Annotated in this window: 26 protein-coding genes; 5 read left to right on the forward strand and 21 right to left on the reverse strand. The window is 39.7% G+C overall.

The features are described from left to right. Positions 1 to 90: 90 nt before the first annotated feature. From A3I9_RS0107050 to A3I9_RS0107070, 5 genes are read left to right on the forward strand one after another with little or no spacing between them, the layout of a single operon-like run. On the forward strand, positions 91 to 279 hold the full coding sequence (locus A3I9_RS0107050) for a hypothetical protein (RefSeq protein ID WP_018378331.1): 189 nt from the start codon (positions 91 to 93) through the stop codon (positions 277 to 279). Next, positions 263 to 1,147 carry an ABC transporter ATP-binding protein gene (locus tag A3I9_RS0107055; RefSeq protein ID WP_018378332.1) on the forward strand — a complete coding sequence of 295 codons (885 nt, stop codon included), beginning with the start codon at positions 263 to 265 and terminating at the stop codon, positions 1,145 to 1,147. The genes A3I9_RS0107050 and A3I9_RS0107055 overlap by 17 nt, the downstream gene beginning before the upstream one ends. Then, positions 1,147 to 1,878 carry an ABC transporter permease gene (locus tag A3I9_RS0107060; RefSeq protein WP_026217376.1) on the forward strand — a complete coding sequence of 244 codons (732 nt, stop codon included), beginning with the start codon at positions 1,147 to 1,149 and terminating at the stop codon, positions 1,876 to 1,878. The genes A3I9_RS0107055 and A3I9_RS0107060 overlap by 1 nt, the downstream gene beginning before the upstream one ends. Then, positions 1,878 to 2,972, forward strand: coding sequence for a sensor histidine kinase (locus A3I9_RS0107065; RefSeq protein WP_018378334.1), 1,095 nt, complete (start codon positions 1,878 to 1,880; stop codon positions 2,970 to 2,972). Before A3I9_RS0107060 ends, A3I9_RS0107065 begins: the two co-directional genes overlap by 1 nt. Continuing rightward, positions 2,969 to 3,565, forward strand: coding sequence for a response regulator transcription factor (locus tag A3I9_RS0107070; RefSeq protein ID WP_018378335.1), 597 nt, complete (start codon positions 2,969 to 2,971; stop codon positions 3,563 to 3,565). The genes A3I9_RS0107065 and A3I9_RS0107070 overlap by 4 nt, the downstream gene beginning before the upstream one ends. A 43-nt stretch (positions 3,566 to 3,608) precedes the next feature. Here the strand turns inward: A3I9_RS0107070 and A3I9_RS0107075 are convergent, their stop codons facing one another. From A3I9_RS0107075 to A3I9_RS0107180, 21 genes are all read right to left on the reverse strand, one after another. Beyond that, positions 3,609 to 4,112, reverse strand: a complete 504-nt coding sequence (locus A3I9_RS0107075; RefSeq protein WP_018378336.1) for a hypothetical protein — start codon at positions 4,110 to 4,112, stop codon at positions 3,609 to 3,611. Between the two features lie 233 nt (positions 4,113 to 4,345). Further along, positions 4,346 to 4,726: a barstar family protein gene (locus tag A3I9_RS13005; protein ID WP_018378337.1), complete on the reverse strand. Its 381-nt coding sequence runs from the start codon at positions 4,724 to 4,726 to the stop codon at positions 4,346 to 4,348. 45 nt (positions 4,727 to 4,771) lie between these two features. Next, the gene (locus A3I9_RS13010; protein WP_018378338.1) at positions 4,772 to 5,449 is read right to left on the reverse strand and encodes a ribonuclease domain-containing protein; all 678 of its coding nucleotides are present in this window, start codon (positions 5,447 to 5,449) and stop codon (positions 4,772 to 4,774) included. Positions 5,450 to 5,749: 300 nt separating this feature from the next. Beyond that, a complete protein-coding gene (locus tag A3I9_RS0107090) occupies positions 5,750 to 6,175 on the reverse strand; it encodes a hypothetical protein (protein WP_018378339.1) in 426 nt (141 codons plus the stop codon). Between the two features lie 315 nt (positions 6,176 to 6,490). Next, positions 6,491 to 6,703 carry a hypothetical protein gene (locus A3I9_RS0107095; RefSeq protein ID WP_018378340.1) on the reverse strand — a complete coding sequence of 71 codons (213 nt, stop codon included), beginning with the start codon at positions 6,701 to 6,703 and terminating at the stop codon, positions 6,491 to 6,493. Between the two features lie 54 nt (positions 6,704 to 6,757). Next, positions 6,758 to 7,015 carry a hypothetical protein gene (locus A3I9_RS0107100; protein WP_018378341.1) on the reverse strand — a complete coding sequence of 86 codons (258 nt, stop codon included), beginning with the start codon at positions 7,013 to 7,015 and terminating at the stop codon, positions 6,758 to 6,760. Between the two features lie 208 nt (positions 7,016 to 7,223). Further along, positions 7,224 to 7,583 carry a hypothetical protein gene (locus A3I9_RS0107105; RefSeq protein ID WP_018378342.1) on the reverse strand — a complete coding sequence of 120 codons (360 nt, stop codon included), beginning with the start codon at positions 7,581 to 7,583 and terminating at the stop codon, positions 7,224 to 7,226. 4 nt (positions 7,584 to 7,587) lie between these two features. Beyond that, on the reverse strand, positions 7,588 to 7,911 hold the full coding sequence (locus A3I9_RS0107110) for a hypothetical protein (RefSeq protein ID WP_169333655.1): 324 nt from the start codon (positions 7,909 to 7,911) through the stop codon (positions 7,588 to 7,590). After that, entirely contained in the window at positions 7,883 to 8,146 is a 264-nt protein-coding gene (locus A3I9_RS0107115) for a hypothetical protein (RefSeq protein ID WP_018378344.1), read from the reverse strand. Before A3I9_RS0107115 ends, A3I9_RS0107110 begins: the two co-directional genes overlap by 29 nt. Positions 8,147 to 8,526: 380 nt before the next feature. Further along, positions 8,527 to 8,943: an immunity 70 family protein gene (locus A3I9_RS0107120; protein WP_018378345.1), complete on the reverse strand. Its 417-nt coding sequence runs from the start codon at positions 8,941 to 8,943 to the stop codon at positions 8,527 to 8,529. A gap of 12 nt (positions 8,944 to 8,955) precedes the next feature. Then, complete coding sequence (locus tag A3I9_RS0107125) at positions 8,956 to 9,609, reverse strand: hypothetical protein (RefSeq protein ID WP_156809179.1); 654 nt, start codon at positions 9,607 to 9,609, stop codon at positions 8,956 to 8,958. 334 nt (positions 9,610 to 9,943) lie between these two features. Then, on the reverse strand, positions 9,944 to 10,150 hold the full coding sequence (locus A3I9_RS0107130; RefSeq protein WP_018378347.1) for a hypothetical protein: 207 nt from the start codon (positions 10,148 to 10,150) through the stop codon (positions 9,944 to 9,946). 228 nt (positions 10,151 to 10,378) lie between these two features. Further along, on the reverse strand, positions 10,379 to 10,585 hold the full coding sequence (locus A3I9_RS0107135; RefSeq protein ID WP_018378348.1) for a hypothetical protein: 207 nt from the start codon (positions 10,583 to 10,585) through the stop codon (positions 10,379 to 10,381). A gap of 936 nt (positions 10,586 to 11,521) precedes the next feature. Then, positions 11,522 to 11,851 carry a hypothetical protein gene (locus A3I9_RS0107145; protein WP_018378350.1) on the reverse strand — a complete coding sequence of 110 codons (330 nt, stop codon included), beginning with the start codon at positions 11,849 to 11,851 and terminating at the stop codon, positions 11,522 to 11,524. Beyond that, positions 11,852 to 12,199, reverse strand: a complete 348-nt coding sequence (locus tag A3I9_RS12615) for a PoNe immunity protein domain-containing protein (protein ID WP_018378351.1) — start codon at positions 12,197 to 12,199, stop codon at positions 11,852 to 11,854. Further along, the gene (locus A3I9_RS13860; protein WP_083903949.1) at positions 12,200 to 12,412 is read right to left on the reverse strand and encodes a PoNe immunity protein domain-containing protein; all 213 of its coding nucleotides are present in this window, start codon (positions 12,410 to 12,412) and stop codon (positions 12,200 to 12,202) included. It abuts the gene before it with no gap. 164 nt (positions 12,413 to 12,576) lie between these two features. Continuing rightward, positions 12,577 to 13,035, reverse strand: a complete 459-nt coding sequence (locus tag A3I9_RS0107160; RefSeq protein WP_018378353.1) for an SMI1/KNR4 family protein — start codon at positions 13,033 to 13,035, stop codon at positions 12,577 to 12,579. A gap of 31 nt (positions 13,036 to 13,066) precedes the next feature. Beyond that, entirely contained in the window at positions 13,067 to 22,687 is a 9,621-nt protein-coding gene (locus A3I9_RS0107165; RefSeq protein WP_018378354.1) for an HNH/ENDO VII family nuclease, read from the reverse strand. Next, positions 22,671 to 23,300, reverse strand: coding sequence for a hypothetical protein (locus tag A3I9_RS0107170; RefSeq protein WP_018378355.1), 630 nt, complete (start codon positions 23,298 to 23,300; stop codon positions 22,671 to 22,673). Before A3I9_RS0107170 ends, A3I9_RS0107165 begins: the two co-directional genes overlap by 17 nt. Further along, a complete protein-coding gene (locus tag A3I9_RS0107175; RefSeq protein WP_018378356.1) occupies positions 23,297 to 23,995 on the reverse strand; it encodes a class B sortase in 699 nt (232 codons plus the stop codon). Before A3I9_RS0107175 ends, A3I9_RS0107170 begins: the two co-directional genes overlap by 4 nt. A gap of 336 nt (positions 23,996 to 24,331) precedes the next feature. Further along, entirely contained in the window at positions 24,332 to 26,011 is a 1,680-nt protein-coding gene (locus A3I9_RS0107180; protein WP_026217377.1) for a hypothetical protein, read from the reverse strand. Positions 26,012 to 26,027: the final 16 nt, after the last annotated feature.

Here is a 26,027-nt window from a genome sequence, read left to right on the forward strand (position 1 = left end):
CTTTTGTCATATCATGTCATGACAAAATGGGCTAAAAAGCTCTGCTATTTTTCAGTAGAATAAGGACAAGAATAAGAAAGGACGGCTACGATGATAAGAAAAATTTGTTTTGGTCTTGTGATGATGATTTTAGGAACATTGGTGGAATTCTACACACACTTTTTTACGGATTATGCAAATATGTTTTACGGTATCATTGGGATGACTTGGGGATTATTCTTTGGATTAAAAGCTTTCACTAGAGAAAATGGAGGTAGATATCATGACCAAAGTAATTGAAGTGACAAATCTTAGTAAGACAATTAAAGGGAAGTCTATTTTATCAGAAATAAATTTTGATATTCATCAAGGAGATTGTATTGCCTTAATTGGTCCAAATGGTGCTGGGAAGACGACTTTGATGTCTTGTTTACTGGGGGATAAGCTGGTTAGTCAAGGCACAATCTCCATTCAAGGACTACCTGTTCGGCATCCTGAACTTCGGACAAAAATGGCGGTTTTGTCTCAGGAAAATCGGGTACCCGGTAATCTCAAGGTGCAGGAATTACTTAATTTTTTCAAATCCATCGCCCATAATCCCTTATCAGATAAGGTGATTGACGGTTATTTGCAATTTTCCCCAGATCAGAAAAAACAATTGGCTGACAAATTATCTGGTGGGCAGAAACGACTCTTGTCCGTTGTTCTCTGCTTAATCGGTCAACCTGACATTCTCTTTTTAGATGAACCAACAGCTGGGATGGATACATCTACGCGTCAGCGGTTTTGGGAGATCATCTCCCAGCTTAAATCAGCTGGTCGTACCATTATCTATTCTAGTCACTATATCGAAGAGGTCGAGCATACAGCAGAAAGAATTTTAGTCTTGCATCAGGGAAAACTTTTGAAAGATACGACACCATTTGCTATGAGACGGGAGGACAATGAGAAGGAAGTCACCTTGTCGAAAGACTACCTAGATGTCGTTCGAGAATTACCAATCCTTTATGATGTCGAAATCAAAACCGATGTTATTCGCTTTATGACAAGGGACATTGATAAGTTATGGGATATTTTGCAAGAGCATGGTTGTAGAATTACTGATATTGAGGTGCAAAATAAAACCTTGCTCCATACTCTATTTGACAAGACACAGGAGGAAGAATGATGAAAGCCTTATTAAAAATCGAATGGATAAAAACTTGGCGAGAATGGCCTAACTTTATCATGGCAATTGGGATGCCTGTTGGTTTCTTTCTTTTCTACTCTGGCATGCGAATGTCTGATACTCCTGAGGGGCAGAGAGCTATTGTCCAGTCCTTCATGATGACCATGACAGCCTTCTCCATGTCTAGTTTTGGATTTTTCACCTTTCCTTTTATGATGGTGGAAGACCAAAGAGAAAATTGGCTAACTTATATCGAGCATTCTAGCCTTCCTATCTGGCAATATTACCTCTCAAAAATTGCTCGCGTGCTCTTAAATTTCACCTTTTCAATTGTAATCACCTTTTTGGTTGGCGCCTTTTTCCGTGATGTGACCATGCCTGCTGAACGTTGGATGGGTTCTGTTGGTCTACTCCTATTTGGAAGTTTGATTTTTCTTGCTTTTGGATTACTGATTGCTCAGATTCCTTCCTCTCAAACTATGTCTATTGTGGCCAATATTTCCTTTCTTGGGCTTGCGATTATTGGTGGTTCTTGGATGCCAATTGAGACTTTCCCAGAATGGGCGCAGAACATTTCCAAATGGACACCAATGTATCATGTTAATCAGCTTGTGGTACAATTTGCAGCAAATGGTGATTTTCTTTGGAAATCCTTCTTCAGTATCCTTGCCTATGCTATAATAGTTACAGGTATTGCACTGATGATTAAAAATAAAACTGAGGTGAAATAATGTTTCGTCCATTTCATAAAGATTTACTTCCCTACTATGTAGGATTAGTCTTTATCCTCTTCCCTTTCTTAGGCTTGAAATACTTTGGCTATCCCCTTTGGACCTTTCCCTTAACAATTATATTTGTTCTCGCCTATCTAGGCCTCATTCATCTTAAGGCTGGTCATCGTGTCTTAAAAGAGATTTTTTGGCACTATCTTTTGTTTTACATTGTCTTGATAACTTGCATCGTCAATGGTAATATGATGTGGTTCTTTTTCTACCCATCTAATCTGCTCATTTGGCGGTTTGAAAAAGGCTGGCGCTCCTATCGTGGGTATTCGTTGCTGGTTGCTATTGTATTCGTCATTGGTGTTGGTATTTGGTTTTCTCCAACCATGACAGATAAGGTAGCGATTGGTCTGGTGGCTCTCTTTATCTTAGGGATGACTACTTTTCTGATGCAAACGAGAGAGGAAGAAAAATTAAAAGAACTTCTCTATCGTCAGAGCCAAGAAAATCAAGTCCTTGTTGCTGAAAATGAGCGCAATCGAATTGGGCGTGATTTGCATGATACACTGGGCCACACCTTTGCCATGATGACCTTGAAAACAGAGCTGGCGCTCAAACAATTAGATAAGGGAAATACAGAGGCTGTACAGAAAGAGTTACAGGAACTCAACACTATTAGCAAAGAGTCCATGAAAAATGTCCGTGAGCTCATCAACAATCTTAAATACCGCACCGTTTCCGAAGAACTAGCAACGATTCGAGAGATGTTTGCCATGTCAGGCGTCGAGTTTTCTATGAACAATCAGATGAACACTGACCAGCTCTCTCCGGTACTACAGTCAAGCATGACCATGATTTTACGAGAATTAACCACCAATATCATTAAGCATGCAGAGGCACAGCACTGCCAGATTACCATCCACCAATCCGATCACATTGTGATTGAAGTCTCTGATGACGGGCGTGGATTTGAGCGATTGGCAGGGAATGAATTGCACTCGATTAAAGAACGCCTACAACTAGTGCACGGACGAGTAGAGATTGTTTCTACTGCGCATCCTACTACGATTTGCGTGGTGTTAGAAGAAGGAGGTCTCCAATGAAATTACTAGTCGCCGAAGATCAGTCCATGTTGCGAGACGCCCTGTGCCAACTCTTACTGATGGAAGAAGATGTGGAAGCTGTCTTTCAAGCGGGGAATGGTACGGAAGCTATCGCTATTTTGCAAAAGGAAAAGATTGACGTGGCCATTTTAGATGTCGAAATGCCACAGAAAACGGGCCTGGATGTCCTCGAATGGGCACGCACCCATTGCCAAGTCAAAGTTGTGATTGTCACCACTTTTAAGCGCGTGGGTTATTTTCAACGAGCTGTCAAGGCGGGAGTGGACGCCTATGTACTGAAAGATCGCTCCATCTCCGAGCTAATGGGAACGATACACGCTGTACTGGCTGGACGTAAAGAATACTCTCCTGAACTCATGGAAACCATTCTCAGCCATGAAAATCCCCTTAGCAATCAAGAACAAAGAGTCTTACAACTAGTCGCAGCTGGCAAAACGAGTAAGAACATCGCTGAAGAGCTCTTCCTTTCAAACGGCACCGTCCGTAATTACACTTCTTCCATCTTCAACAAACTTGGTGCAGCCAATCGAGTAGAAGCCATCAAAATTGCACAAGAACATGAATGGATTTAAAAAGTTGCTATGTCATTTGAAAAATAGAAAAAACAAACCAGAATCACTCTAGTTTGTCTTCCATCTGAGTCTGAGAACCTTGTTCTCGGACTTTTTTCACTTCGAGAAGAGCAAGTTGATTGGCATCATTTCTATGCAAACTACTGACATAATTGCGCTCTTCGTAATAATGGTAGTTGTCTTCCCTTGTGGTATATGGGATGAGGACATCCTGCACCTGTGAAGCATAGGTCACTTCGCCCTCGCCTGGAAGGTTGCCCAAATCTGGCGGATTAACCACTAAGCCTTCGTCGTTAGCTCTGTCCTTGGCCACTTTTTGGTGGTAGGCAACTGAAACCGTATCAAACGTGTCTATCCAACTGTACCCTTCGCTAGTGCCGAAGCTAGAGACGAATTGGAGGACATTTTGTGTGAAGCCATACCAGAAGAGTGAGTGCTCCTCACCACCTGCTGCGGTGTATGGTGATTTTCTTCCAGACTTGTCCTTTGGTTTTCGTTGGAAGAGTTGGTAAGTGTTCTTACCTTCTGCTCGACTAGCGGTGAACACACGATTATCATCGCCGTCATAGACTGTCTTACCTTAATTGTATCATACTTTTTAAGTAGTAACACTGCTACATAAAAAATAAGAGAGAGCAAAGTCTGCCTCTCTTACTACTTACTATCATTCCTCCTTTTCTTTTAATACTGGGGTATTGTCTTCTACCACCTCTACATCTCCCCAATTTTCGCTTGAAAATTGACTTGGATATACGGAAAGCCAGTTAGAAAGTATATATACTAGTCAGCTAAATACACATTAAATGATTTTTTCTTACCACCAACGACATTTTTTTCAACATCTCCAGCCCACCATTTCGCAGTATCTGATAGAATTTCTAGAAAAATTTCTTTAGACTCCATATCGCTCGCTAATAGCGATGCATAATTCATTATATAGAGTATATACCCCTCTTTTCCGAGCCATTCTAAATCCGATAACCAATCTGCAACAGCATCCCAGTTATTAGCATCAGGCATTTTAAAAATTTCTTCTAGAGCCAACAATAAGTCAGCTTTATCGGAAATATTGTTACCGTCAAGTATAGCAAAATGATAACTTTCTGATTTTAAACTATTAATATCAAAATTGCTATGTACATGTAATATTTGGTTTTGCATTTTAGCCCCCTCTTTTCTATCGACACTTAGTAAATAATTATTAAACTATTTGACTTTTATAAACGTCCCATAATGGTCTCCCGTATAATACACGCTACCATCACTGCCTCGAATGAGTCGCTGTTTGTCACGACTATCACCTACAATTTTAGAATTAACATCATATTCTTTGTAAGTAATATTATTCCCCCGCATATCCGTCTTAGGTAGACTTCCTTCCCTGTTTCTAAAGGTTCTACCAGCACTTGTCCCCGATGTTTGTCCTTTATAATTCCCTTTCCAACCAACACTATCATATCCTCTATAGGCATCTTGAACCTCTTGAGGAAGTTCGGTTAAGTGTTTACTTCCTTGAAGACCTTTCTTTATATCTCCTACATCATCAACTTTAGCAACTACCCTCGCAGCTTTAGGGAGATCATCCACTTTATTCGAAACCTTAGCCACCTTTGCCATACGGGCCATGTTTGCTACTTGACCAACGTATGGAACTAGTTCTAACAAAACAGAGGCTCCTGCTACCCATCGATTGGAGGATTTACCTGTAACGGGGTCCTTTCCTCTAAATAAGCGAATTAGATCGTATACGGCAAATGTTTCTCCTGCCAGATGCTTCAAACTCGTCACAAAATTATCCCAAACTCGTTGATTTGAAGCCTTAATTTCTTCTGGCGTACGAGTTAGAGTACCTTTGACTGATTGAATATCTAAATTCTTTATCAATTTGAAAATAGCATCAGATTGACCGGCGTTGGCTTGGTTAACGAGAGTCTGAAGTTCCCTTGGGTTGACACTCTTCTTCTTCGACTGATCCGAACCCTTGGTCGTCTTCGGATCACATACATGAGTTTGATTGTCCTCTAAAGCTTTCGTCCAATTACGATTGATATTTTTTCCCTCTCGGGTCTTGGACTTCCATCAGTACACTCAGTGTCTCTTATATTATATCATACAAAAACTCAGACTTAGAATAATACTAAGTCTGAGCTCTCTTGCCTTAATCAAGAATATTAGTTCGGTAACTCACTTATGACAATTATTTATAACATAAATAATTTCATCATCCGTTTCAACTGGTTCAATTCCTAATATAATTTGATTTGCATATCTACTATTAGATTGCATCCAATAATAAATTTTCTCTCGATTTTCAAGTGAAATATTTTGGAAATTTAAGACTATCTCTACTGTTGGAAAACAACCTGAAATAATAGTGACTACATCATAGATTTTTGCCCCAATTTCTGCGTAGTTTGATCTCAGCATACCAGTGGCAGGTACTGAGTAATATTTGGAGAAATCAATATTCTTTGAGTAAGTAGCATCCTGATTATCTAGAAGAAAATGAGAGTCCTGCAAATTGCCTGTCTTTGTAATTCCTAGATTTGTTAACAATGATTCAACATTATCTAACTGTACTTCTTTAAAAATAAGTTCAAGATATTCCATGAATAATTCCCTTCTATCTATCAATAAACCCTTTAAATGTACCGTCCATGTTAAGTCTTATTCCTTCTACCATCCGAAAGAGATTTCTGTAAAAATGAGGTTCCCCTATTCGTTGTTACTACCGAAAAATCACCCGGAGCTACAAGAATATCATCAATATGCCTCATTGCTTGTGAATTTATATTAGCTGAATTTCCAGACACTTTCCCCCAAATAGACGGATTTCTACCTGCATACTTTCGGAGGGCGTGACCAGCTATACTTTCCCCGCCAGTATTTCTTATTGCTGATGCCGATGTACGAATTTTTCTAAAATCAAAGGATAAAATACCATATTAATTGGCACTTTTTGAATATAGGGATAGGTTGTGTGAAAGGTTTTTTGAATTTTATAAATACATAGGGAGATTCAACCACGTCAACTACAAAAACTTCTGCTAGCTGTCTTTGAATAGTCTCTTTTGCACGTATTGGTTGTTTTAATAATGTATCTATCCAAATCTTTTCAACTGATTCTAATCGTCTCATCAACTCCTCGTACTATCTATATTGAATTAATCCAGATATTAGGAATTAATCTTACTACTCATAAAAATAGCTTCCGGGTTTAGAAAAGGCATCATATTTTATATTATTTAGTAAAATATGATTTGGATCAAGTGAGTTCCCACTCGTTGAATATATTTCTAACTCATCAATGTATCCATCAACAACGTGTAAAAGAAAGTCTATGCTATCCCCATTAGGTTGAAAAGCTAACATTTGAGTAGGAATCCTTTCTTTAAAAGGAAATATAGAATTTGACATTGTTTTTAATTTTAAAGAAAAAATTGGCGCCATAATTTCAGAAACAACTACAGCATTCTTGAGTTGTTCAGTAATAATTTTTTTCCTTCAAAAGAAGGCACCAACAGTAGTTCTATCCATTTTATTTCTAATTCATTTAATTTCCTGTACATAAAAAGTCCTTTCTATTTTGAAATAGGATAAAATGTCCCAACATTTATTAAATTTTCCTCTAAAGATTTTGCTTTATATCTCAAATTTTTTAATCACTAACATAATATTTAATATTGTCAAAACTAATATTATAGTAATCAATATCATCTCCTGAGAGACTATCTATTCCTAAAAGATGAATAAATCCCTCTTCATTAAGATACAGATTAAATGCTATGGGGACACCATTTGGAGGAATAATATCCATACCGATAGGAACATTTACGTTATAGGGATATTTTTCTGGACAGGTGGTTCCCATATAGATAGACGCATAGGTGCTATGCACCACTCTTTCTGACACATAAGCTTCTGATAGCTGTCGTTCAATAAACTCTTTCCCTGGGAAATCAACAGCCATCAAAACATTAAGCCATTTTTTCTCTAACTCAATTAATTCTTCTGCCATGTATCTACTTTCCTCTTATTATATATGTTCCTATATTGATTATTCCATTGTCTTCCCTAAGATAAGGTCTATATTCAATAATTTTACCTTCATAGGGGATATAAACAGGAGCATTGTGTCCTATATTTAAAGATTTTTGGCTGACATGATTAGCAATCAAATCTTCTACTTCACCATAATTAAATCCTTGTACTCCTACGTCTCGTCTCCCACCATGACCAAATGTAATTGTCTTGCCATTTTTTATAATAGTATTTGTGATTCCACCACCTCCTTTTGGAGGTGTATATTTAGGAACATCATCTAGCCAAATCAATACCTGTGTCAATGACAGTTTCAACGCCAGCCTCAACACCGACTCGTGCCACTTGGCGGACGGTTTGATTCGTAATATTTTGAGTAACATTCGCCGCAACGCTTGCCCCGGCTCCCATAAACTGGCCACCGATGAAGCCTGTTGCTGCACCTTTTAGCGTCGAGCCAACCAAGGCCCAACCACGCTGACCTGAGCTATAAGCATCGTAGCCAGAGATGATTGCTCCTGAAACTGCACTTTCAAGCATTTATAGGTTCGATAATTATATTATATCATAACTTAGAATCCGTCTAAGAAAGTGACATTAAACACTTTCAGTCGCTATCAGAACTATATTTTTTTTGCCATTGAATATTCTTATTCTAACTCAAAATTTGAAGCTACTAATATGTTCGACAAAGATAATAAGCGTAATGTATTTGATTACATAAATTTTGACAACTTCAAAAAATCATATCTTACTCGCTTTGAACATAGCAAAGAGGAAACGAATTCCGTCTCCTCTCGTGCTTAGTTATAAGTAACCCGCTACCGTTGACAAAGAGACTTTATATCATTGTATCATTCCTATTGATACAACTGCTTTTCCCTCATGCATCAAGCCGGTCACAGAACCGGACTGTTTAGTCAAATACTTTTTACAATCACATTTTGATTTTTCTCAATCGCAAATCTAAAACTAGTCAACATTACTTCAAATAAATCACTACCTGAACTAGTTACAAAATATTGCGATAAATTTGTGATATGGGATGCGATATTATTCCCCCATGGAGGAGTGGCTGACAAATCTTCAAAATCCCATATAATTTCTTGCGGTAAAAATTTTTTAAACTCTTCTTGAATAGATAACAACTCTGCTATTCCTATCTCAACATATTCCAAAGGAATCTTTCCCCAATAAAGTTGATTCATTATAACCGGGTACTTACTACCCCACTTATTATTCTCTAACCGAACATATATAGTCGAAAAGAATGAATTTAAAAGACTCCCTTCTCCTACTGTCCACCAATTATAACCGACCATTAATCCTACAGACATATATCATCCTTTCTAATCTCTCTTAAATATTACTTGTACATCAACTGAAGTTTTGTTATTGATATTATTAAAAACATAATTTAACGTATCGTCAGAAATATTCTGACCTCGAATATCAACAAAGATAGTCTGTCTACTTCCTGATGGTAAATGCTGCACCCTTTGTTCTACTTGTTTTGTGACATTGTTAACCAAATTATACTTCCCATTTTTGTTTTCTAGGTTATAATTTTTCACCTCTACACTATGGTTATTATTATAATATTCTGGTCTTACGCTTCCTTTTGTTCCATAAGGTACCTCTTGGCCATTTAAATAAGATTTTTGATTGCTATAATCAGAAAATTGCTTACCAACATCAATTTCTGATTGTCTCCAAGAAGGTCTAGTTAATGAACTATTTTTCGGCGCTTCTAATCTTGGTGTATCAGCTCTTGGTCCATCTAACAATTTCTGTGAAGATTTTGTTGGTGGAGTGACATCCTTTAATGGGCGATGATGCTGGTACCCTGCATCCAGAACCTCGATATCCCCTGCTTTCGGCTTAGCTTTAGGTTTGGAGGACTTCGCACCTTTCTTACTAGAAACACTACCTGAACCGTTGGTAATGAGGTTTAAGCCAAAATCCATGGCTACTGACTTAAGGCTAGCTCCATTACCTGTCACAAGAGAAGTGCCTGTATCAATTGCGGTTTCGACACCGGCCTCAACACCGACTCGTGCTACTTGGCGGATGGTTTGGCATCCATATCCATACCTATTATACTACAAACACTATAAAAACACTCTCGAAGACAAATCTCCAAGAGTGTTTTTTGAATTACTATGCAAATCTAAAACTATTCCGTTTATTCTAGTAGCAGGAGCTTCCTAAACATGTTATGACAATTATTAATTAGATCTGATTCTACCTGTTTACTATCTACTTGTTACAAATTTTCAGGATATTTAGACAATAATATCTTACTATTTAAATCATGAATAGGAACTGCTCCTAATCTTATCCGAAATAGAAAAACAAATCTTTACAAAATTCTTTATCGTCTTCCGATAAATCCCGCTTCTTATATTCATCTAAACTATATAGTACGCCTCTAACCCTTCTTTCCAGATTAGCATCTTCCAAAAGTTTCGCCCTAATAATCTCGTCCTCAATATAAGTATTGATAATTTTGAATAGTCTTGATTTAATATTACTATATTCCATGTCAATCACCTATAATATCCACTTTATCAAACTTGATAACTGAGGTTGTTTTTTACTGTGGATACCTTCCTTTACTATATTGAGGATAATAACATGTAATAGGTTCTAGTAGTTTTCCCGTATCTCCCGCTTCTTTAGGAACACATACATTATCCATAATTTGCAAAGTAGCAAACTCACTCCTAAAACTAGCATCGTTCTCACTATTGATATTTAACAACTATTAAACTAGCAATATAGTCCAAAAATATCTTTTAGTTTTTGATAATCATTTTTTGTTAATGTTTTAATTTTTTTTTTATCTATTTCATATATTGCCGCCTTCCACGAGCCAGATTCAATTAACTCTAAAATTATTTTTTTCTCTTCAACTTCATTAATATAGTCATTTAAAATATTTAATAACGTTCTTTCTGCCTCTTTATAACTTAACATCAAATTAATCTCCTATTATAATTACATCTCTAAATCTTATATTTTTCGCCTTATCTGTAATTAACTGAGGATAACCTCCTGTACCAAATTCAGGGTAGACCTTAGTTAGTGGCTCTAATGTTTCACCTATTTTATCACCATATGCCCTTGGCACTCTCACATTATCAAATATTTGTAGGGTATCAAACTCACCTCTAAGTTTAGCATCACTCCAATTTGGTGATATTTGATATGCATTTCGAACTTGCTTAGCTGAATCAAACTTAGAAAAACCTATGTATCCTCCAGGCGCTTGCATCGTTTTCGTAGTCTGTTCTACATATTCAGAATTCATATATCTATAACCTGTAGCAGGTAAAGTAGTTCCATCTGGTGCTACATAAAAATCTGTCTTAGGCGTAGCTTTCGGCGCTTCTAATCTTGGTGTATCAGCTCTTGGTCCATCTAACAATTTCTGTGAAGNTTTTGTTGGTGGAGTGACATCTTTCAATGGGCGATGATGCTGGTACCCTGCATCCAGAACCTCGATATCCCCTGCTTTCGGTTTAGACTTAGGTCTGGAGGTCTTCGCACCTTGCTTACTAGAAACACTACCTGAACCATTGGTGATGAGGTTTAAGCCAAAATCCATGGCTACTGATTTAAGGCTAGCTCCATTACCTGTCACCAGAGAAGTACCTGTATCAATTGCGGTTTCAACGCCAGCCTCAACACCGACTCGTGCTACTTGGCGGACGGTTTGGCATCCATATCCATACCTATTATACTACAAACACTATAAAAACACTCTCGAAGACAAATCTCCAAGAGTGTTTTGAATTACTTTATCAATTCTAAAACTATTCCTTTTTTCTAGTAGCAGGAGCTTCTTAAACAAGTTATGACAATTATTAATTAAACCTGATTCTACCTGTTAACTACTTGTATAAACACCTCCTACCCAACAAACAACTGATATATCTCATATTGACTAATTGGATTTATAACAATTTGAGAATCATTCTCTTTAGCAACTTTGTTAGATAAACGGTTCAGTCCTTCTCTAAATGGTACATCCAAGATTACAGTTTCATCTTTAGAATTGATAGCAAGTATACGAAACTCTATCACCTGTTTACCATCTACTTGATACAAATTTTCAGGATATTTAGGTAACAATATTTTACTGTTTGAATCACGAATAGGAAATACTCCTAGAATTCCAGAACTACTCTCATAGAAAGCCGGTTCAATAGCAAGTGGTTTTTGAAATAATTTGTTAAACATTTAACCTCCAAAATGCACTAAATCGTAAGGGTAATATTTCTTGTCTTTGAATGAATCATCAGGGATATTCAATACTTTTACCAACGCAGCGACTTCTAACGCCCAATAACCGAAATATAACAGCTCTTTCTCTTTATCGTAACCATAGAAATAGCTACTTCTTTGACTTTTATACCAGTTTGATAACTGTTTTGAAATGATAATTTCTCTCTCATAAGGCTTTTGATAGGGTTCTGCAACCCAAGGTCTAAATTGTTTAATATCTTTATAGCTACTAATATCAATCGCATCACCTTTATTCATAAAAATATCAATAATTCCATGTGATACACCAAATTTATCAAGCAATCATAAAAATTCTTTGTCCTCAAATAAGTTGACATTTAGTAATACTGCTAAAGCTATAAACTGAAGAGTATTCATATCAATGATATCTGATAAGGCTTCTTTGAATGCAGGAATGGATTTTATATATTCTCCCCTTATAAAGTTCAAATCCTCACCTTTAGAATATCTAGCTACTAGAATTTCGAAATTTATCGTAAAAATAGCATTCTTAATAGACCTTTTTAGTCAAATTATTTTGATTGATGTCCATATTTACAGCTTGCTCCGGTATAAGTTTTAATTCTTTAAAAAATGTATTTGTTTAGCTGCCATAATTAACATTCTAAAGACTTCAATAACTGAAATTAATATCGAATAAAAATACTGAATTTGATTTATCACATATCCAACTCTCTGCTAACAATATCCAAAAGGAAATCACCAAAACTGTCATATACTACTTCACAATCATTTCCTGCTGGCATAAATGATACAATTGTAGGTTCTCCATATAAATTCAACCTGTTATAATTAAAGCAAAATAGTTCTCCATTACCTAAGACATAGATTATTACTAAGTATTTAGGAAGACCTATTTTCTCTCTTTCCACGAGTGTCAACCAGACTGAATCAGGTACACCAGAATTTAAAAAATCTTCTCTAAAAACACCATAGATTTCTGATGAACCAAAATTACCAGCTCCAAAAGTGCTAATAAAATCACGATAATCTTTTGGATATTTTACGCCCAATGTTTCCTCTGCTAATTCTATAATATAACTAGGACATTTACCAAAACAATCCATCATATCTATATTCTTAATAATCAGCGACTTTGCACTTTCATAATTATTCATTCCTCATTCTCCTATTATTTTTTAATTTCTATTATGGAGCAAAGTCATTCACTCTATTCTTCCAATAACTCTTGCGCCACTTATCAAAATCTGAACGTTTTATACCCGATGGTAACTTACCTGTATTAATATGTATCGTGCGATAGTTTTTACTATGAAAAGATTGAGTAACTTCTGAAATTGTTCCATCATGTCTTTGAGTAACATGGTGTAAATTAATTGACTGCCCATCTGGTCCGATAGGCGCCAATCCTTTTTGCATCCGTTGAACATTTGTCCTACCAAGACCATCAACTAAATTTGGATCTATTAAATCATCTCGTTGATATACCTTATTACCATTAAATTCTACATCTGTAGTCCAATATTTTCTATTTTGATTACTCTTCGGCGCTTCTAATCTTGGTGTATCAGCTCTTGGTCCATCTAACAATTTCTGTGAAGATTTTGTTGGTGGAGTGACATCTTTCAATGGGCGATGATGCTGGTACCCTGCATCCAGAACCTCGATATCCCCTGCTTTCGGTTTAGACTTAGGTCTGGAGGTCTTCGCACCTTGCTTACTAGAAACACTACCTGAACCATTGGTGATGAGGTTTAAGCCAAAATCCATAGCTACTGATTTAAGGCTAGCTCCATTACCTGTCGCAAGAGAAATGCCTGTATCAATTGCGGTTTCAACGCCAGCCTCAACACCGACTCGTGCTACTTGGCGGACGGTTTGGTTCGTAATATTTTGAGTAACGTTCGCCGCAACGCTTGCACCTGTGCCAAGTAACTGTCCACCAACAAAGCCTGTTACTGCTCCAAGGCCTGCTCCTTTAAGTGCAGAACCAGCTAGAGCCCAACCGCGCTGACCTGAGCTATAAGCATCATAACCTGAGATAATCGCTCCTGAAGCGGCTCCTCCAATCGCCATCGCAATTGGAGCACCAAGGCCACCCGTGGCAACTGTAAGGGCAACACCGACACCGATAGCACCCGCTGTAACTGCAACCTTCTTCCAGTCAATTTTCTTGATCTTGTTTACGACTTGCTTCTTAATCCGTTTCGCAGTCTTGCAGACGTGGCGAATTGTTGCTTGAAGCGCCTTCCCCCAGTTGCGGAAGAGATTTTTCCCTTCTCGAGTTTTAGGAGTGGATTTTAGACCTGTTGCTTGGCGGTATTCGTCACTAATCTTTTGTTTGCGACGTTGCTCAGCTTGGGCTCTAGCTTGAGCCTGTTGTTGCTGAGCATAGGCATGACTGCCTCCACCACCATAGTTCGAACCACCTCCATAACCACCTCCATATGCTGGAGAGGCGGAGTAGTATGGAGAACTGTAGTTATTCCATTGCCGAGAAACCCAATTCGTCGCTTGACTAACCTTATTACCAACCCACGTAACCGCATGGTTAACGGCACTCTTCACAGCGTTCCAGGTATTATGAGCAACTTGTTTGACGGTATTCCAAGCCCGACTTGCAGCCTTCTTGACACCGTTCCAAGCTTTCTTGGCTCCTCTGACTAGTTTCTTCCAGAAGTGCCCGCTTGGGTCTGTGTAGTTGACTGGATTGTTATGAACATAGCTATAGAGATTCTGACTGAGTGGGTCTGATATTTGACCTTGGTAGCTGTCCTCGGTCAGGAAAGTCCCTGCACTACTATCATAGTATCTTGCTCGGAGATAGTCAAGTCCTGTGACATCACGAGCTTCACCGTTGTAGGCAAATGGGTTGCCTGTCTCGTCAGTGCTTTCTTTGGTTGAACCATAGAGATTGTAAGAGCTTGAAGCGACTGATTGACCATCCTGAACCAATCCTGTCACAGACCCTGCTTGGTTGGTCAGGTAATCATAACTCTTATCTGTCTGATTGTCAAGATAAGAACTTCTACCATGTCCGTAGGTGTAGGTCTCTTTAGCTTTCAGCTCACGGTCATAGGTCTGGAGCACTTCGGTATGCTCTCGGTTGACATCGTTGACGTAGTTGCGCTCCTCGTAGTAATGGTAGGTGTCTTCCCTTGTGGTGTATGGGATGAGGACATCCTGCACCTGTGAAGCATAGGTCACATCCCCCTCACCTGGAAGATTCCCCAAATCTGGCGGATTAACCACTAAGCCTTCGTCGTTAGCTCTGTCCTTGGCTACTTTCTTATGGTAAGCAGTAGACACATCGTCAAAGATATCATGCCAGATAGTACCGACTGTCTGTGGAAGTGTTGAGAGAGCCTGCAGGACATTTTGACTGAAACCATACCAGAAGAGGGAGTTTTCCTCACCGTTTGGTGATGTATGTGGAGACTTCTTCTTCTCTTGGCGTTTGAAGAGTTGATAAGTATGCTTTCCTTCTGCCCGACTAGCGGTGAACACACGATTATCATCGCCGTCATAGAGGGCAGCCATCAGAAGACCGTCCTTGTCCTTGACCGCAAGGAGGCGATTCTCCGTATCGTAGATATAATCTAGCTTCTCATCATTTTTCTTAGACGCAGTACGGTTGCCGTTTTTGTCGTAAGTATAGGTGGTGACGCCGTCCTTATTCTCCAATTTGGTCAGGCGGTTGTTGTCATCATAGCTGAAGGTCGTTTTTTCTTCCTTACCATCTTTGCTTTCTGTGCTGGTGAGTTTGTTCCCTGCTAAATCATAAGTGTAAGAGAGTTTAGATAGTTCTTTTCCTGCTTTGTCTGATACTGTCATGGTCTCCACTTGACCCAAGGTATCATAGGTATAAGCATGAACTACGGTTTTACCATCTTGGTTAATGCTCTCCTTGGTGATATAGTTGCCATCGTCATACTCGTAGGCATAGCTAGAGATAAGTTTGTTTTTCTTATCTACATGGCGAAGCTCCGTCACACGATGCGCCTTGTCGTAGGTCAAGAAGCTCCTCGTACCATCTGCACGCTTGACTTCTGTCATATCGCCTGCGTCATTATAGGTATAGGTTGTCTTCTTCCCTTTAACATCTGTCACAGAAGTTAAACGATCCAGCTCATCATAGGTGTATGAAACGGTACGACTATCTGGGTAGGTCATCTTAGAAATGTTACCATAATCGTCATAGTCATACCGAATGAGGCTACCATCTCCTTGACGAACACCCGTGATTTCACCCTCTGCGTTGGTCTCGTAAGTGGTCGTACCTGTCAGGTCACTCATGGACACACGACGACCATCCGCATCATAGGTATAGAGGACTTGACCGTCTTCCTTCTTGGAGTAGTCTACTTTGAGGAGTTGATCGAGCTTGTTGTAGTCGTAGGTAATGGTTTTACCATCTGCCTTGGTAACTTCTTCAAGTTGGTTATCGATATTATAGGTATAAGTCTCCTTATCCCCCATAGCAGTCATCCGTTCAACGACATTGGACAACTGGTCATATTTGTAGGTTGTGACCTTCCCATTGCCATTGGTAACGGAGGTGACATTCCCCACGCTATCATAGGTGTAGCTAGAAGTTGAAGCCTTCTCGCCCGTACCTTGTGTAGCTGTCAGTAACTGATCCTCAAGGTCATAAGTATAACTTGTCACTCGCTGACTGCCTGAAAATACACTGGTCACATTACCATTGGCATCATAAGCCAAGGAAGCTGTTGCGCCTGCATCATCCATTACCTTCGTCACACGGTTATCGTGGTCATAGGTATACATGGTCAATTGGCCTGCAGTGTCGCTCTCGCTGGTTAAGCGGTTAAGAGCATCGTAGGTCCGCTTGGTGACTTGACCTAGAGGATTTGTTTCTTCTAGGATATTGCCGTTCGGATCATAAGTGTAGGTTGTCTCACGTTTTCCATTGACGACTTGTTTAGTGGCCTGACCAACTGGATCATAGGTTGAGGTGATTTCACGACCTGTTGGCGATTTAACTGTCTTGAGTTGGTCAAGGGTCGTGTAATCAAAGCTAGTGGTTGCGCCTGACGGACGAGTCAACTTGGCAAGGTTTCCTGCCTCATCATAACTATAAGTAGTTTCAAGGTCAAGGGCATTCTTAGCTGTCAAGAGGCGCCCCACCTTATCATAGGTGTAGCTATTACTTCTATCGGACTGATCCGTTTCCTTGGTCAGGTTACCAGCAACATCGTAGGTATAGCTCTTAGCCAAACCTTGTGGTCCAGTTTGCTTAGAAAGACGACCGAGAGCATCGTAGCTGTAGGTATACTCTGCTTTGTTTGGAAGTGTCCGCTTGGTCACACGACCATAGAGGTCGTTAACATAGCTCGTGCTATGTCCGTTGGCATCCGTCTCCTTAGCCAAACTACCTGTCGCATCATAGGTATATGTCGTCTCGCCACCTGTAGGGCGTTTCATGCTTGCTAGACGGCTCAAACTATCGTAGGTAAAGGTAGTCGTATTGCCTTCTCCTGTAGTTTCCGTTAGGCGATTGCCTAGCGCATCATAGGTGAAGGTTTGCTTAGCACCTGTTGGAGCAAGGGTCTCTACCACACGTCCCAGTGGGTCATATTTGAAGGCTGTGGCCTGACCCTTTGGATCAGTATAAAGAACCAGTTGCTGATTGGCATCATAGCCGTAACTACTTGAATGGCCATTGGCATCTGTCACCTTCGAAAGATTGCCCAAAACATCATACTCATAGGTGAGTTTGTTTCCTTCTGGGTCTGTTTCAGTTACAACACGGCTCAAGGCATCATATTTGTACTTGGTTTCACGTTTCAGATGGTCAACTGTTTTAGTTAGATTGCCATTCTCATCGTAGTGGTAGGTTTTGGTCTTGCCTTCTTGATCCGTTGAGGTCTTGACATTGCCCATGACATCATAGGTAAAGGTTTCACTTGTACCATCCGCATATGCTACCTTGGTGAGTTGATTATCACTGTCATAGCTGTACTTGGTCACTTGACCCAGACTGTCCGTCAATGTGAGACGGTTCCCTGCTTTATCGTAGGTATACGACTCATTTAGGTCTTGGTTGTCTTTTTTCGTGAGAACACGGTCTGCCGCATCATAGGTATACTCAGTGATGAGACCACTTGAGTGACTTTGTTTAACGAGACGGTCTAGAGCATCGTATTCTTGCGTCACGGTTGAGCCATCTGGAAGGAGCACTTCTTTTAGTTGTGCTGTTGGGGTATAACTCATCTTGGTGGTATGACCATTGGCATCGACCACTGCAATAGGATGACCTAAGGCATCATAGGTATAGCTAGTCTTCCCACCAAGAGCGTCTACTTCTTCTAGCAACTGCTCCATTTGGTTGTAGGCAAAGGTTGTTTTATTGCCCAACCCATCTGTGACACTCGCGACTTGGTTTTGTCCTGTAAAGGTGCTAGAAGCTGTGTAGCCTGCGGCATCAGTGACACTATTTTGGTTACCGTTACCATCATAAGTGTAGCTGGTTCGATGACCAAGGGCATTGACAGTTGCTATAAGACGGCCTGCGGGGCTATACTCGTAAGTTGTCTCCTGACCCAAAGCATCCTTCATGGACAGGATATTGCCCATTGCATCCAGTTTGTAGGTGACTTTTGTACCATCTGGATAAGTGATACTTGTGACATTGCCAGCCATATCATAGGTATAGCTTGTTTTCTTATCTTCCTTGGTCTCTGTTAGCTTATTTCCTACAGAATCGTAGGTATAAGAAACGGTTTGACCTGCTTCATCTATGTAAGATAAGACTCGCCCCATAACATCATAGGTAGTCTGTGTCTTCGTACCAATTGGATAGTTGACATCTGTTAAATTCCCAGAAGCGTCATAGGTATTCTCTGTTACTTGACCAAGAGCATCCGTAATCGTCTTGACTGCTTGATTGCGGTCATCATAGGTTAGATGATTAGTATGACCTGCTTCATTTGTCCGAGTCAAGATACGTCCTAAGTCATCACGCTTGTAAGTGATGGTTTGACCAAGGGCATCTGTCTCTGTTACTAGACGACCTCTGCTATCGTAAGCATAGGTTGTGGTATTACCTTCTGCATCGGTGATGGTCAGCTGATTTCCGACACCGTCATAGGTATAGCTATAATTCCCGCCTTCACCATTTGAAGCTCGAATCTTATTCCCAAAGGCATCATAACCAAAGGTAGTGGTATTGCCATTGCCTTCTGTCACACCAATGACTTGACCTGCTTTGTCAAAGGTTTGGGTTGTACCAACACCATCCGCATCCTTTTCACTGAGTTTACGACCTTCTGCATCGTAAGTGAATGTGGTTGTTCCGCCACGAGGATTGGTCACACTGGTTACTTGGTTGTGAGCGTTATAAACTAGCGTAGAGACACCACCAAGAGGATTGGTGATTTTAACGAGGTTTGCCCCGTCATAAGCAAAAGTAGTTTTCGCACCTGCCGCATCTGTTGTAGAAACAATCCGCCCTTGCTTATCGACTTCATAAGAGATGGTTGAACCATCTGCTAAAGTGGTTTCAACGAGATTCCCCTTCGCATCATAGCGGTTCTTGGTCTCCTCACCACCAAAATCTGTCACAGATAAAAGGTGGTTCTGTTCATCATATGTTGAGGTTTTAACAGCTCCATCAAAGCGTGTTTCAGTGAGTACATTCCCGTTCTTATCGTAGGTATAGCTAGTCGTTTGACCCAGCTCATTGGTCTCACTTGCTAGACGGTTTTCTTTGTCGTAAGTCTTAGAAATGCTAGTCCCATCTGGATAGGCAATGCCTGTCGTCCGATACTGATCATCATAGGTATAAATAGTCTGATTTCCATTGGCGTCTGTGGTAACTGTTTTCCCTTCACTATAAGCAAGCGTAGAGATTGCTCCATTGCCATTCGTTTGCTTTACAACACGGCCTTGGTCATCGTATTCGTTTTGGATAACCTTTGTTCCATTACCATCATACCAAGCTGTCATGAGACCCTTATTATCATATTCATAACGAGTTGGATTTCCGGTTGCATCTGTGTATGTAATGAGGTTGCCGTTCTCATCATATTCGTATGATAGCGTCGAACCATTTGGCACTTGGATAGAGCCAATATAACCAGCTTCATTGTAGGTTAGGGTGAACACTAAATCTGTTGGAGAAGTTATCTTCGTAAGCTGGAAATTCTCATTGTAGTCAAACTGGGTTTTATTACCTTTTTCATCCGTTTGACTAGTCAATAGTCCGTGGAAGTCAAAGACCTTCTCTTGGTTATCTGTATCTGTAATATGGTATTCTTTGACATCGTACTCTTCTGTCTTCTCACCACCAAAATCACCTTTTTGTTTTTTGACTGCTTTGACTTCAAGATTTAAATCATAACCAACAGGAGATTTGTAGTCATTTCCATCTTTTGTAAACTTAAGAATCGAGCCATCTGTACGAGTGTAGTACAGATTTTGGTCTTCGTCACTTGACAGCTGTTCATTGAAGGCAAAAGACCAGCCACGACCAAAGAGACTATTAATACCAGCAGCTTTAGAATTATAGAAGCGAGTAATTTCGAATTCATCATTCACATCACGAATCGTTACATCCGTACGATCGAGATAGAAGTTTCCAGTGTTGAGGTTAATCGGTTCAAAACCAAACTCACAGTGCAAGCCACGTCCCATCAGCAACATATCGACATCTTTTTTCGTGCCATCTGATAAGGCTGGTGGATTGTAAGGTTTGTTGGCATTCTTTTTTGGATTACGGATAAAGAGTGTGTTGTTCTTTACCACAAGCATATCCTGAATGCGGTTATCAAAGGCAATTTGCTTGAGTGGTACACCATAGTATGCCGCAATCTTAGGGAGTGTATCATACTGTGTGACCTTATAAATCAAGAACGTCTCACTAGATTTTTTACCACTCGTTTGACTATCTTTCTTACTCTCTGCATCAATGGTGTATACCTTATTTAACTCAGGTTCAGTAAATGGCACCTGGGTTTGCCAATTGGAGAGTTTATCTTTGTATTTCGTCGTCCCCTTCTCGAAAGCAGCATCAAATGGGCTACTATCTGGATATTTATAGGAAAAACTGGCAACACTTTGTCCTTTATAATTTTTAGAAGAATCACTAAGAGCATAGTCAACTTGTGCTCCTGGTGAAGTCAAACCATCCGCAAAAACACCTTGGAATTGAATTTGACCTTTCTTATCTGTTTTAACCATGGTACGCAGGTTGATGGTCGTATTTCCAATCGGATAATTGACATCTACTGGGTCAGGTACAGACCATTTGATGGTTAGACTTGGAGCTTTATCAGGGGTAAAGCCACCTTGGGCAACGTTATTCACATCGGCTTCAGTTGTATAAAAGCCCGCACCATAATCATCTTCTCGAGTAGCTTTAACCACTAAACCATAGTTAGGAGTCAGTCCCTGAACCCAATTATTGACCGTCTCTCGAATATCAAATTTATGAAATCCATTCCGTTGGGTACTGAAAGCATTTTGTCCAGCAATCTCATCCTCTAACTGTGAAGAGCTTAACCAATCAATTGCATTGATATCAAAATCTTGTTTGAGATAATATACACCAAATGTCGCATTGGCAGTCCCCAATCCATCAGAATATTGATATAAATTAAGACTAGCACTATCAATTCGAGCCTCTGAAGGAATATTCTTTTTAAAGTCATAATTAACTTTAAAATACATGCGTGAACGACCAATGTCCCTCACTCCTGGCATTCCCATATTCGCAGCATCAATATACCCTACAAAACCATAGGCCAGACCTTGAAAAGTTCCACGAACAGAGCTGGTTACAACATCTAAAATTTTCTCACGTGGGACTGTTACAGTAGGGTCAATGCGGACAGGGTACTGACGTTCTTTTGATGATAACCATTCTTTATTAGCGTCCACTGTCACTTCATATCCCTTGTCCGTCTTGCTCAAATCAAGACTTAGGGCAGTACTAGTTTCGCCTGCGTTATCAACCATCATAGGAGCTGTAATCACAAAGAGAATCTTCGTCTGTCCTTTTTCACGAACAAGGATCTGATTGTCTTCTAGCGAAACATCATAGGATTCTGCATCCAAGCCATAGGTAAAGGTGTGCTTTCCTTCCCACTCTGCAAGGACTATCTCTTCTTTCACACCATTTGACTGGACTGTGTATTGAACATCTGTCTTTCCGTCAACATTATTGTACAAGACAGCATTTTGTTCAACAGTAGGCTTATCATAAGTTTTCTCCACTGGATAAAGGGAAATCTTATCTTCTTTATGAATGACATCAATCGGTGTTTCTTCTTTGATTTCACTCGGAAGCACGACACCTACCGGCGACTCTTTGGGAAGAAAGTATTGTTTGCCATCCGCATGATAGGAATAGAGTGACAAATCAACTGGTACTTCTACACCATCTTGGTCGATGTATGTTTTAATTTCACTTCCAATATAGGTTACAAAATTGGTATCATCCACACGGTACAATTGTTCTTGTCCACTGACAGCAACTGGCTCTCCATATTGTGCTTTTAAAGCTGCTTCTTCGGGATTGCTCGCATCTGTTACCTTTGGCTGTTGGATAGCATCTCCATCTACTTTTTTAACAGAAGGCTCTGTTGGTACAGAAGAGGAGGTCGTAGTATTGGCATTTTCCGTTCCCACTGTCTGAGTGGTAGCTTCTGTCACCGCCTGCTGGTAAGCCTGCTCAGCTTGAGTTTGTCTAATGACTCTCGAAATTTCCTCTGCATAAATCAAGGGGCTATTGGTAATGAAAAGAACAACCAATAGAAACCAATTCATACATTTATGAAACTTTTTCATCCTTTTTCTCCTTCATAAGGTACATAAAATAATAAAGTGTCGCAATCATTAGCATCGCATCCACTACAGATGCCAATGTGGCACCAATCTCGGGTAGCCAACCATTTATCAATAGGAAACAGACTGTCAAAAGTAGCACTCCAATTAAAGGTAGACGTATAAGAATAAATCTCTTTCTAATGGGCAATTGCTTATAGATGCTCACTAATCCAAAGCATAAGATGAGTTTAAAGATGTTTTGGATGATGGTACTAGAAGCCCAAATCCCTATTTGAACAGATTGATAAGTAAAACTTGTATGATTATAAATCAATTGACCAACCCCACCTATCCCTAATCCAGCTAAACAAGCAAACAGTAGGTAGCAACTGATTAGTTTCAACAGCCGCTCATCCGATCGATATTTCTTATAAAACCAAATAGCCAAAGGTAGTACACATATGAATCCCAATAGGAAACAGAGCATACTCGTTACCATCAATGGTATGGGGAAAGTGGTATCATTCGCCCAAGGAGAAATCGCTCCGCTATAAAAAAATCGTTGTCCTATACCAATCAGTAATAAACCAAGGGACAATCTCCAAAATTTGTAGTGCTGAAAGTTATGTATCATTCGTTTTTCCTTTCTGTGACAGTTTTCAAGCGTGCTGTCACCACGAATCTTTGCTCGTCATTCACCGCATCGCAAGTGGATAAAATTAAAATTTTATCTTTTTCGCTATCTATAGCTCCACGACGATAAGTACCCCCATAGGTCTCAACTCGTTTCTTTAGGGTTTGAATGTATCGATTCAAACCACTTGTCGTTCCTAGCTGAAAGTGATGAAAGAGGTGATCATCTGTATAGGGGTGTGCAGCCATGACTTCATACTCGTACCGATTTTTGAAAGTGTCTACCTGAATCTTAGAATGGTCTTTAAAAAAATTCTGATTGGCAAAGTAATCTAAAGAGCCAAACATGGATTCATCTGTAATGGCATGCCCATAAATAATGGTCACAGGATCATCAAATGTCTTCGGATTCACTCGCTCTGTAAAAATAGCACCATAATAGGTTTCAGCTCCATCCAAGTCATGAGATAGATAATAAGTGTCATCATTCGGATGCTGTGCAACGGGATAGTCAATCTTTGTTCCATCAACCGTTATCCAAGCGTATACATCTGGATTTTTATGAAATTGCTGTTTCAAATTTACTTGATTCGATTTATTTGTAAGATTTTTTTCAACACCATAAAGAGACTGAAAAATGATAAACAATATAATACCAAGAATCAATGTCACGAAACTAAATTTTATAACTTTCATAACCTCTCCTAGTTTTACAGAATACTCACCTGTCCTCAAACTTAGACTGCAGTAACACTTTTTATTATACCATAAAAATAAGTGTTTTCATGCAGCTTTTTTCTCTGAAAAGATTGTTGCTTCCTAATAGCTACTATTACATTTAAGTGTATCAGAACAGCCAATTCATAAGTCTATTCATCTTAATTTCAACTATTTTAAAATAGCATGATACAGGATTACTTAACTTATTATTGATCATACTGAGCCATAGTTAGAGATTCAACATATAAAAAAGTCTGAGTACAATGTCTCAGACTTTTTCGAATGACGAATGCAATAATGAATTGTAACGAACTATCTACTCTCTGTTTCCTTTTCTGCTATTACAATTTCAACATTCTTCAAATAATTGTCTTTGCCAAGCTGGCCTGTGAAGCGGTCACCCACTTTCAAGAATGGCAGTTGGTCTGTTGTATCTTCTGTCGCCTTTACCTTATATATTTCTCCAGACGAAGAAATATAATAGACCGTTGAGCCGGAAATCATCTGACTAGCAAGGGCTTCTACAGTACCTGAAATCATCTTCACTTCCTTACCGGCCTTGCCAGATGCTGAGCTAGACGCACCAGATAGGGCGGAAGTATCGGCATCTGTGAATTGCGAAATCAGACTTTCAATGTCATTATTGACCGTAACTTGTTGGTAATCTTCTGCGTCTACTAAGGCATAAGACTTGACCAGCCCTGCATCATCTTTGAGAGAAACGAGGTAATAGGCCTTGTCATCTAATTTGACCAAGGTTGGTGCTGTTGCCTCGTAGTCTTTTTCCTGCACTTCTCCTTCTGCAGATTCCTGAGCAGCTGTTTCAGTCGCAGAAGCCAGTTTATAATTGGTCACCTGACGCGTCCGCATATTGACCAAAATAAAACCGAGATTAGAGGAATCAGCTGTTGCTGAGGTAATACCTGTATAGAGGTAAATATCTGAACCAATCGAAATGTAGTTGTAACTATCCGTAGTTTGTTTGACACCTGTTTGACTAAAGACAGTATTCCAGAATCCATCTTGGTAAGTATAGTAATCATCGACCCGCGTCAGCACATTATTCGCTGAGAACACGCGGTCTACCCATTTAGGAATATCTTGTAAATCGTATTCCTTGGTCTCTCCTGTCACTGAATCTAGCAGGATAGCCCCTACTGGATCCTTGGACGACAACATAAATTTTGGCTGATAAATAGTTGCTACGTAGTAAGGGTTCCCATCATCATCTACTTCAAAAGAGGGATCGCCGAAAAGAGTGAAGGGATATTTAAAACGCAGATAACGCATGGTATCACGAAAAGCATATTCTGAATCTGAATACTTCATAGCCTTGTCTAGTTTCACCAGCTCCGCTTTTCCTGTCGTCTGATTGACTTTGACATAGTAGCTAATCCCTTCGGTCCGATTGGAGAGCCACTTCCAGAAATTTTTATACTCAAGTGGGGATACACGATAAGGCTGTTTTCCAATGGTAATTTGACGGTAATCATCCGAAATGCCAAACTGTGATACCTTGTCAATGGTCCCTAAATAAGTGTCACCGATTTTCTCAGCAGAAGCCCGATCCAAAAGAGCAAGCGTTGAAATGTCTGTCTCTGGAAAGTCTTTTGTAAAATCCGCTTCCTTGACCGTAATCACATTGGCATAACTTTTGGCACGGAAAACACGCGAATTGAAGAAACTCATTCCCATCAAGAGAAGAAGTAACACAAGTGCGCTTCCTCCAACCCAACTCAATGGTTTATCATAAATGGTAGACGAAGGTGTCACTTCCTTACGCCCACGGCCAACTTTGGTTCGCTGATTGGACGCTGCTGTCCCTATGGAATCTGCCAACGCTAGCACAAAGAGAGCCACAAAGGCTAAGCCAAGGCCTTCCAATACAAACATCCAAAATCCAGTACTCATTGGATTTAGTGGTGGTAAAAAGACCCAGTAACTCGCTCCCATCACGATCATCCAAAGAAAGATTAGAAAGTTCTTGAGCATTTTTTTCATACAAGCC

Source organism: Streptococcus ovis DSM 16829 (assembly GCF_000380125.1).
Classification (GTDB): Bacteria; Bacillota; Bacilli; order Lactobacillales; family Streptococcaceae; genus Streptococcus; species Streptococcus ovis.

What these genes read in the sequence shown, in the direction of transcription:
- A3I9_RS0107050 (WP_018378331.1), top strand. Translation starts at nt 91, where the DNA reads ATGATAAGAAAAATTTGTTTTGGTCTTGTGATGATGATTTTAGGAACA.
- A3I9_RS0107055 (WP_018378332.1), top strand. Translation starts at nt 263, where the DNA reads ATGACCAAAGTAATTGAAGTGACAAATCTTAGTAAGACAATTAAAGGG.
- A3I9_RS0107060 (WP_026217376.1), top strand. Translation starts at nt 1,147, where the DNA reads ATGAAAGCCTTATTAAAAATCGAATGGATAAAAACTTGGCGAGAATGG.
- A3I9_RS0107065 (WP_018378334.1), top strand. Translation starts at nt 1,878, where the DNA reads ATGTTTCGTCCATTTCATAAAGATTTACTTCCCTACTATGTAGGATTA.
- A3I9_RS0107070 (WP_018378335.1), top strand. Translation starts at nt 2,969, where the DNA reads ATGAAATTACTAGTCGCCGAAGATCAGTCCATGTTGCGAGACGCCCTG.
- A3I9_RS13005 (WP_018378337.1), bottom strand. Translation starts at nt 4,726, where the DNA reads ATGCAAAACCAAATATTACATGTACATAGCAATTTTGATATTAATAGT.
- A3I9_RS0107090 (WP_018378339.1), bottom strand. Translation starts at nt 6,175, where the DNA reads ATGGAATATCTTGAACTTATTTTTAAAGAAGTACAGTTAGATAATGTT.
- A3I9_RS0107095 (WP_018378340.1), bottom strand. Translation starts at nt 6,703, where the DNA reads ATGAGACGATTAGAATCAGTTGAAAAGATTTGGATAGATACATTATTA.
- A3I9_RS0107100 (WP_018378341.1), bottom strand. Translation starts at nt 7,015, where the DNA reads ATGGCGCCAATTTTTTCTTTAAAATTAAAAACAATGTCAAATTCTATA.
- A3I9_RS0107105 (WP_018378342.1), bottom strand. Translation starts at nt 7,583, where the DNA reads ATGGCAGAAGAATTAATTGAGTTAGAGAAAAAATGGCTTAATGTTTTG.
- A3I9_RS0107115 (WP_018378344.1), bottom strand. Translation starts at nt 8,146, where the DNA reads ATGCTTGAAAGTGCAGTTTCAGGAGCAATCATCTCTGGCTACGATGCT.
- A3I9_RS0107120 (WP_018378345.1), bottom strand. Translation starts at nt 8,943, where the DNA reads ATGTCTGTAGGATTAATGGTCGGTTATAATTGGTGGACAGTAGGAGAA.
- A3I9_RS0107130 (WP_018378347.1), bottom strand. Translation starts at nt 10,150, where the DNA reads ATGGAATATAGTAATATTAAATCAAGACTATTCAAAATTATCAATACT.
- A3I9_RS0107135 (WP_018378348.1), bottom strand. Translation starts at nt 10,585, where the DNA reads ATGTTAAGTTATAAAGAGGCAGAAAGAACGTTATTAAATATTTTAAAT.
- A3I9_RS0107145 (WP_018378350.1), bottom strand. Translation starts at nt 11,851, where the DNA reads ATGTTTAACAAATTATTTCAAAAACCACTTGCTATTGAACCGGCTTTC.
- A3I9_RS0107160 (WP_018378353.1), bottom strand. Translation starts at nt 13,035, where the DNA reads ATGAATAATTATGAAAGTGCAAAGTCGCTGATTATTAAGAATATAGAT.
- A3I9_RS0107165 (WP_018378354.1), bottom strand. Translation starts at nt 22,687, where the DNA reads ATGAAAAAGTTTCATAAATGTATGAATTGGTTTCTATTGGTTGTTCTT.
- A3I9_RS0107170 (WP_018378355.1), bottom strand. Translation starts at nt 23,300, where the DNA reads ATGATACATAACTTTCAGCACTACAAATTTTGGAGATTGTCCCTTGGT.
- A3I9_RS0107175 (WP_018378356.1), bottom strand. Translation starts at nt 23,995, where the DNA reads ATGAAAGTTATAAAATTTAGTTTCGTGACATTGATTCTTGGTATTATA.
- A3I9_RS0107180 (WP_026217377.1), bottom strand. Translation starts at nt 26,011, where the DNA reads ATGCTCAAGAACTTTCTAATCTTTCTTTGGATGATCGTGATGGGAGCG.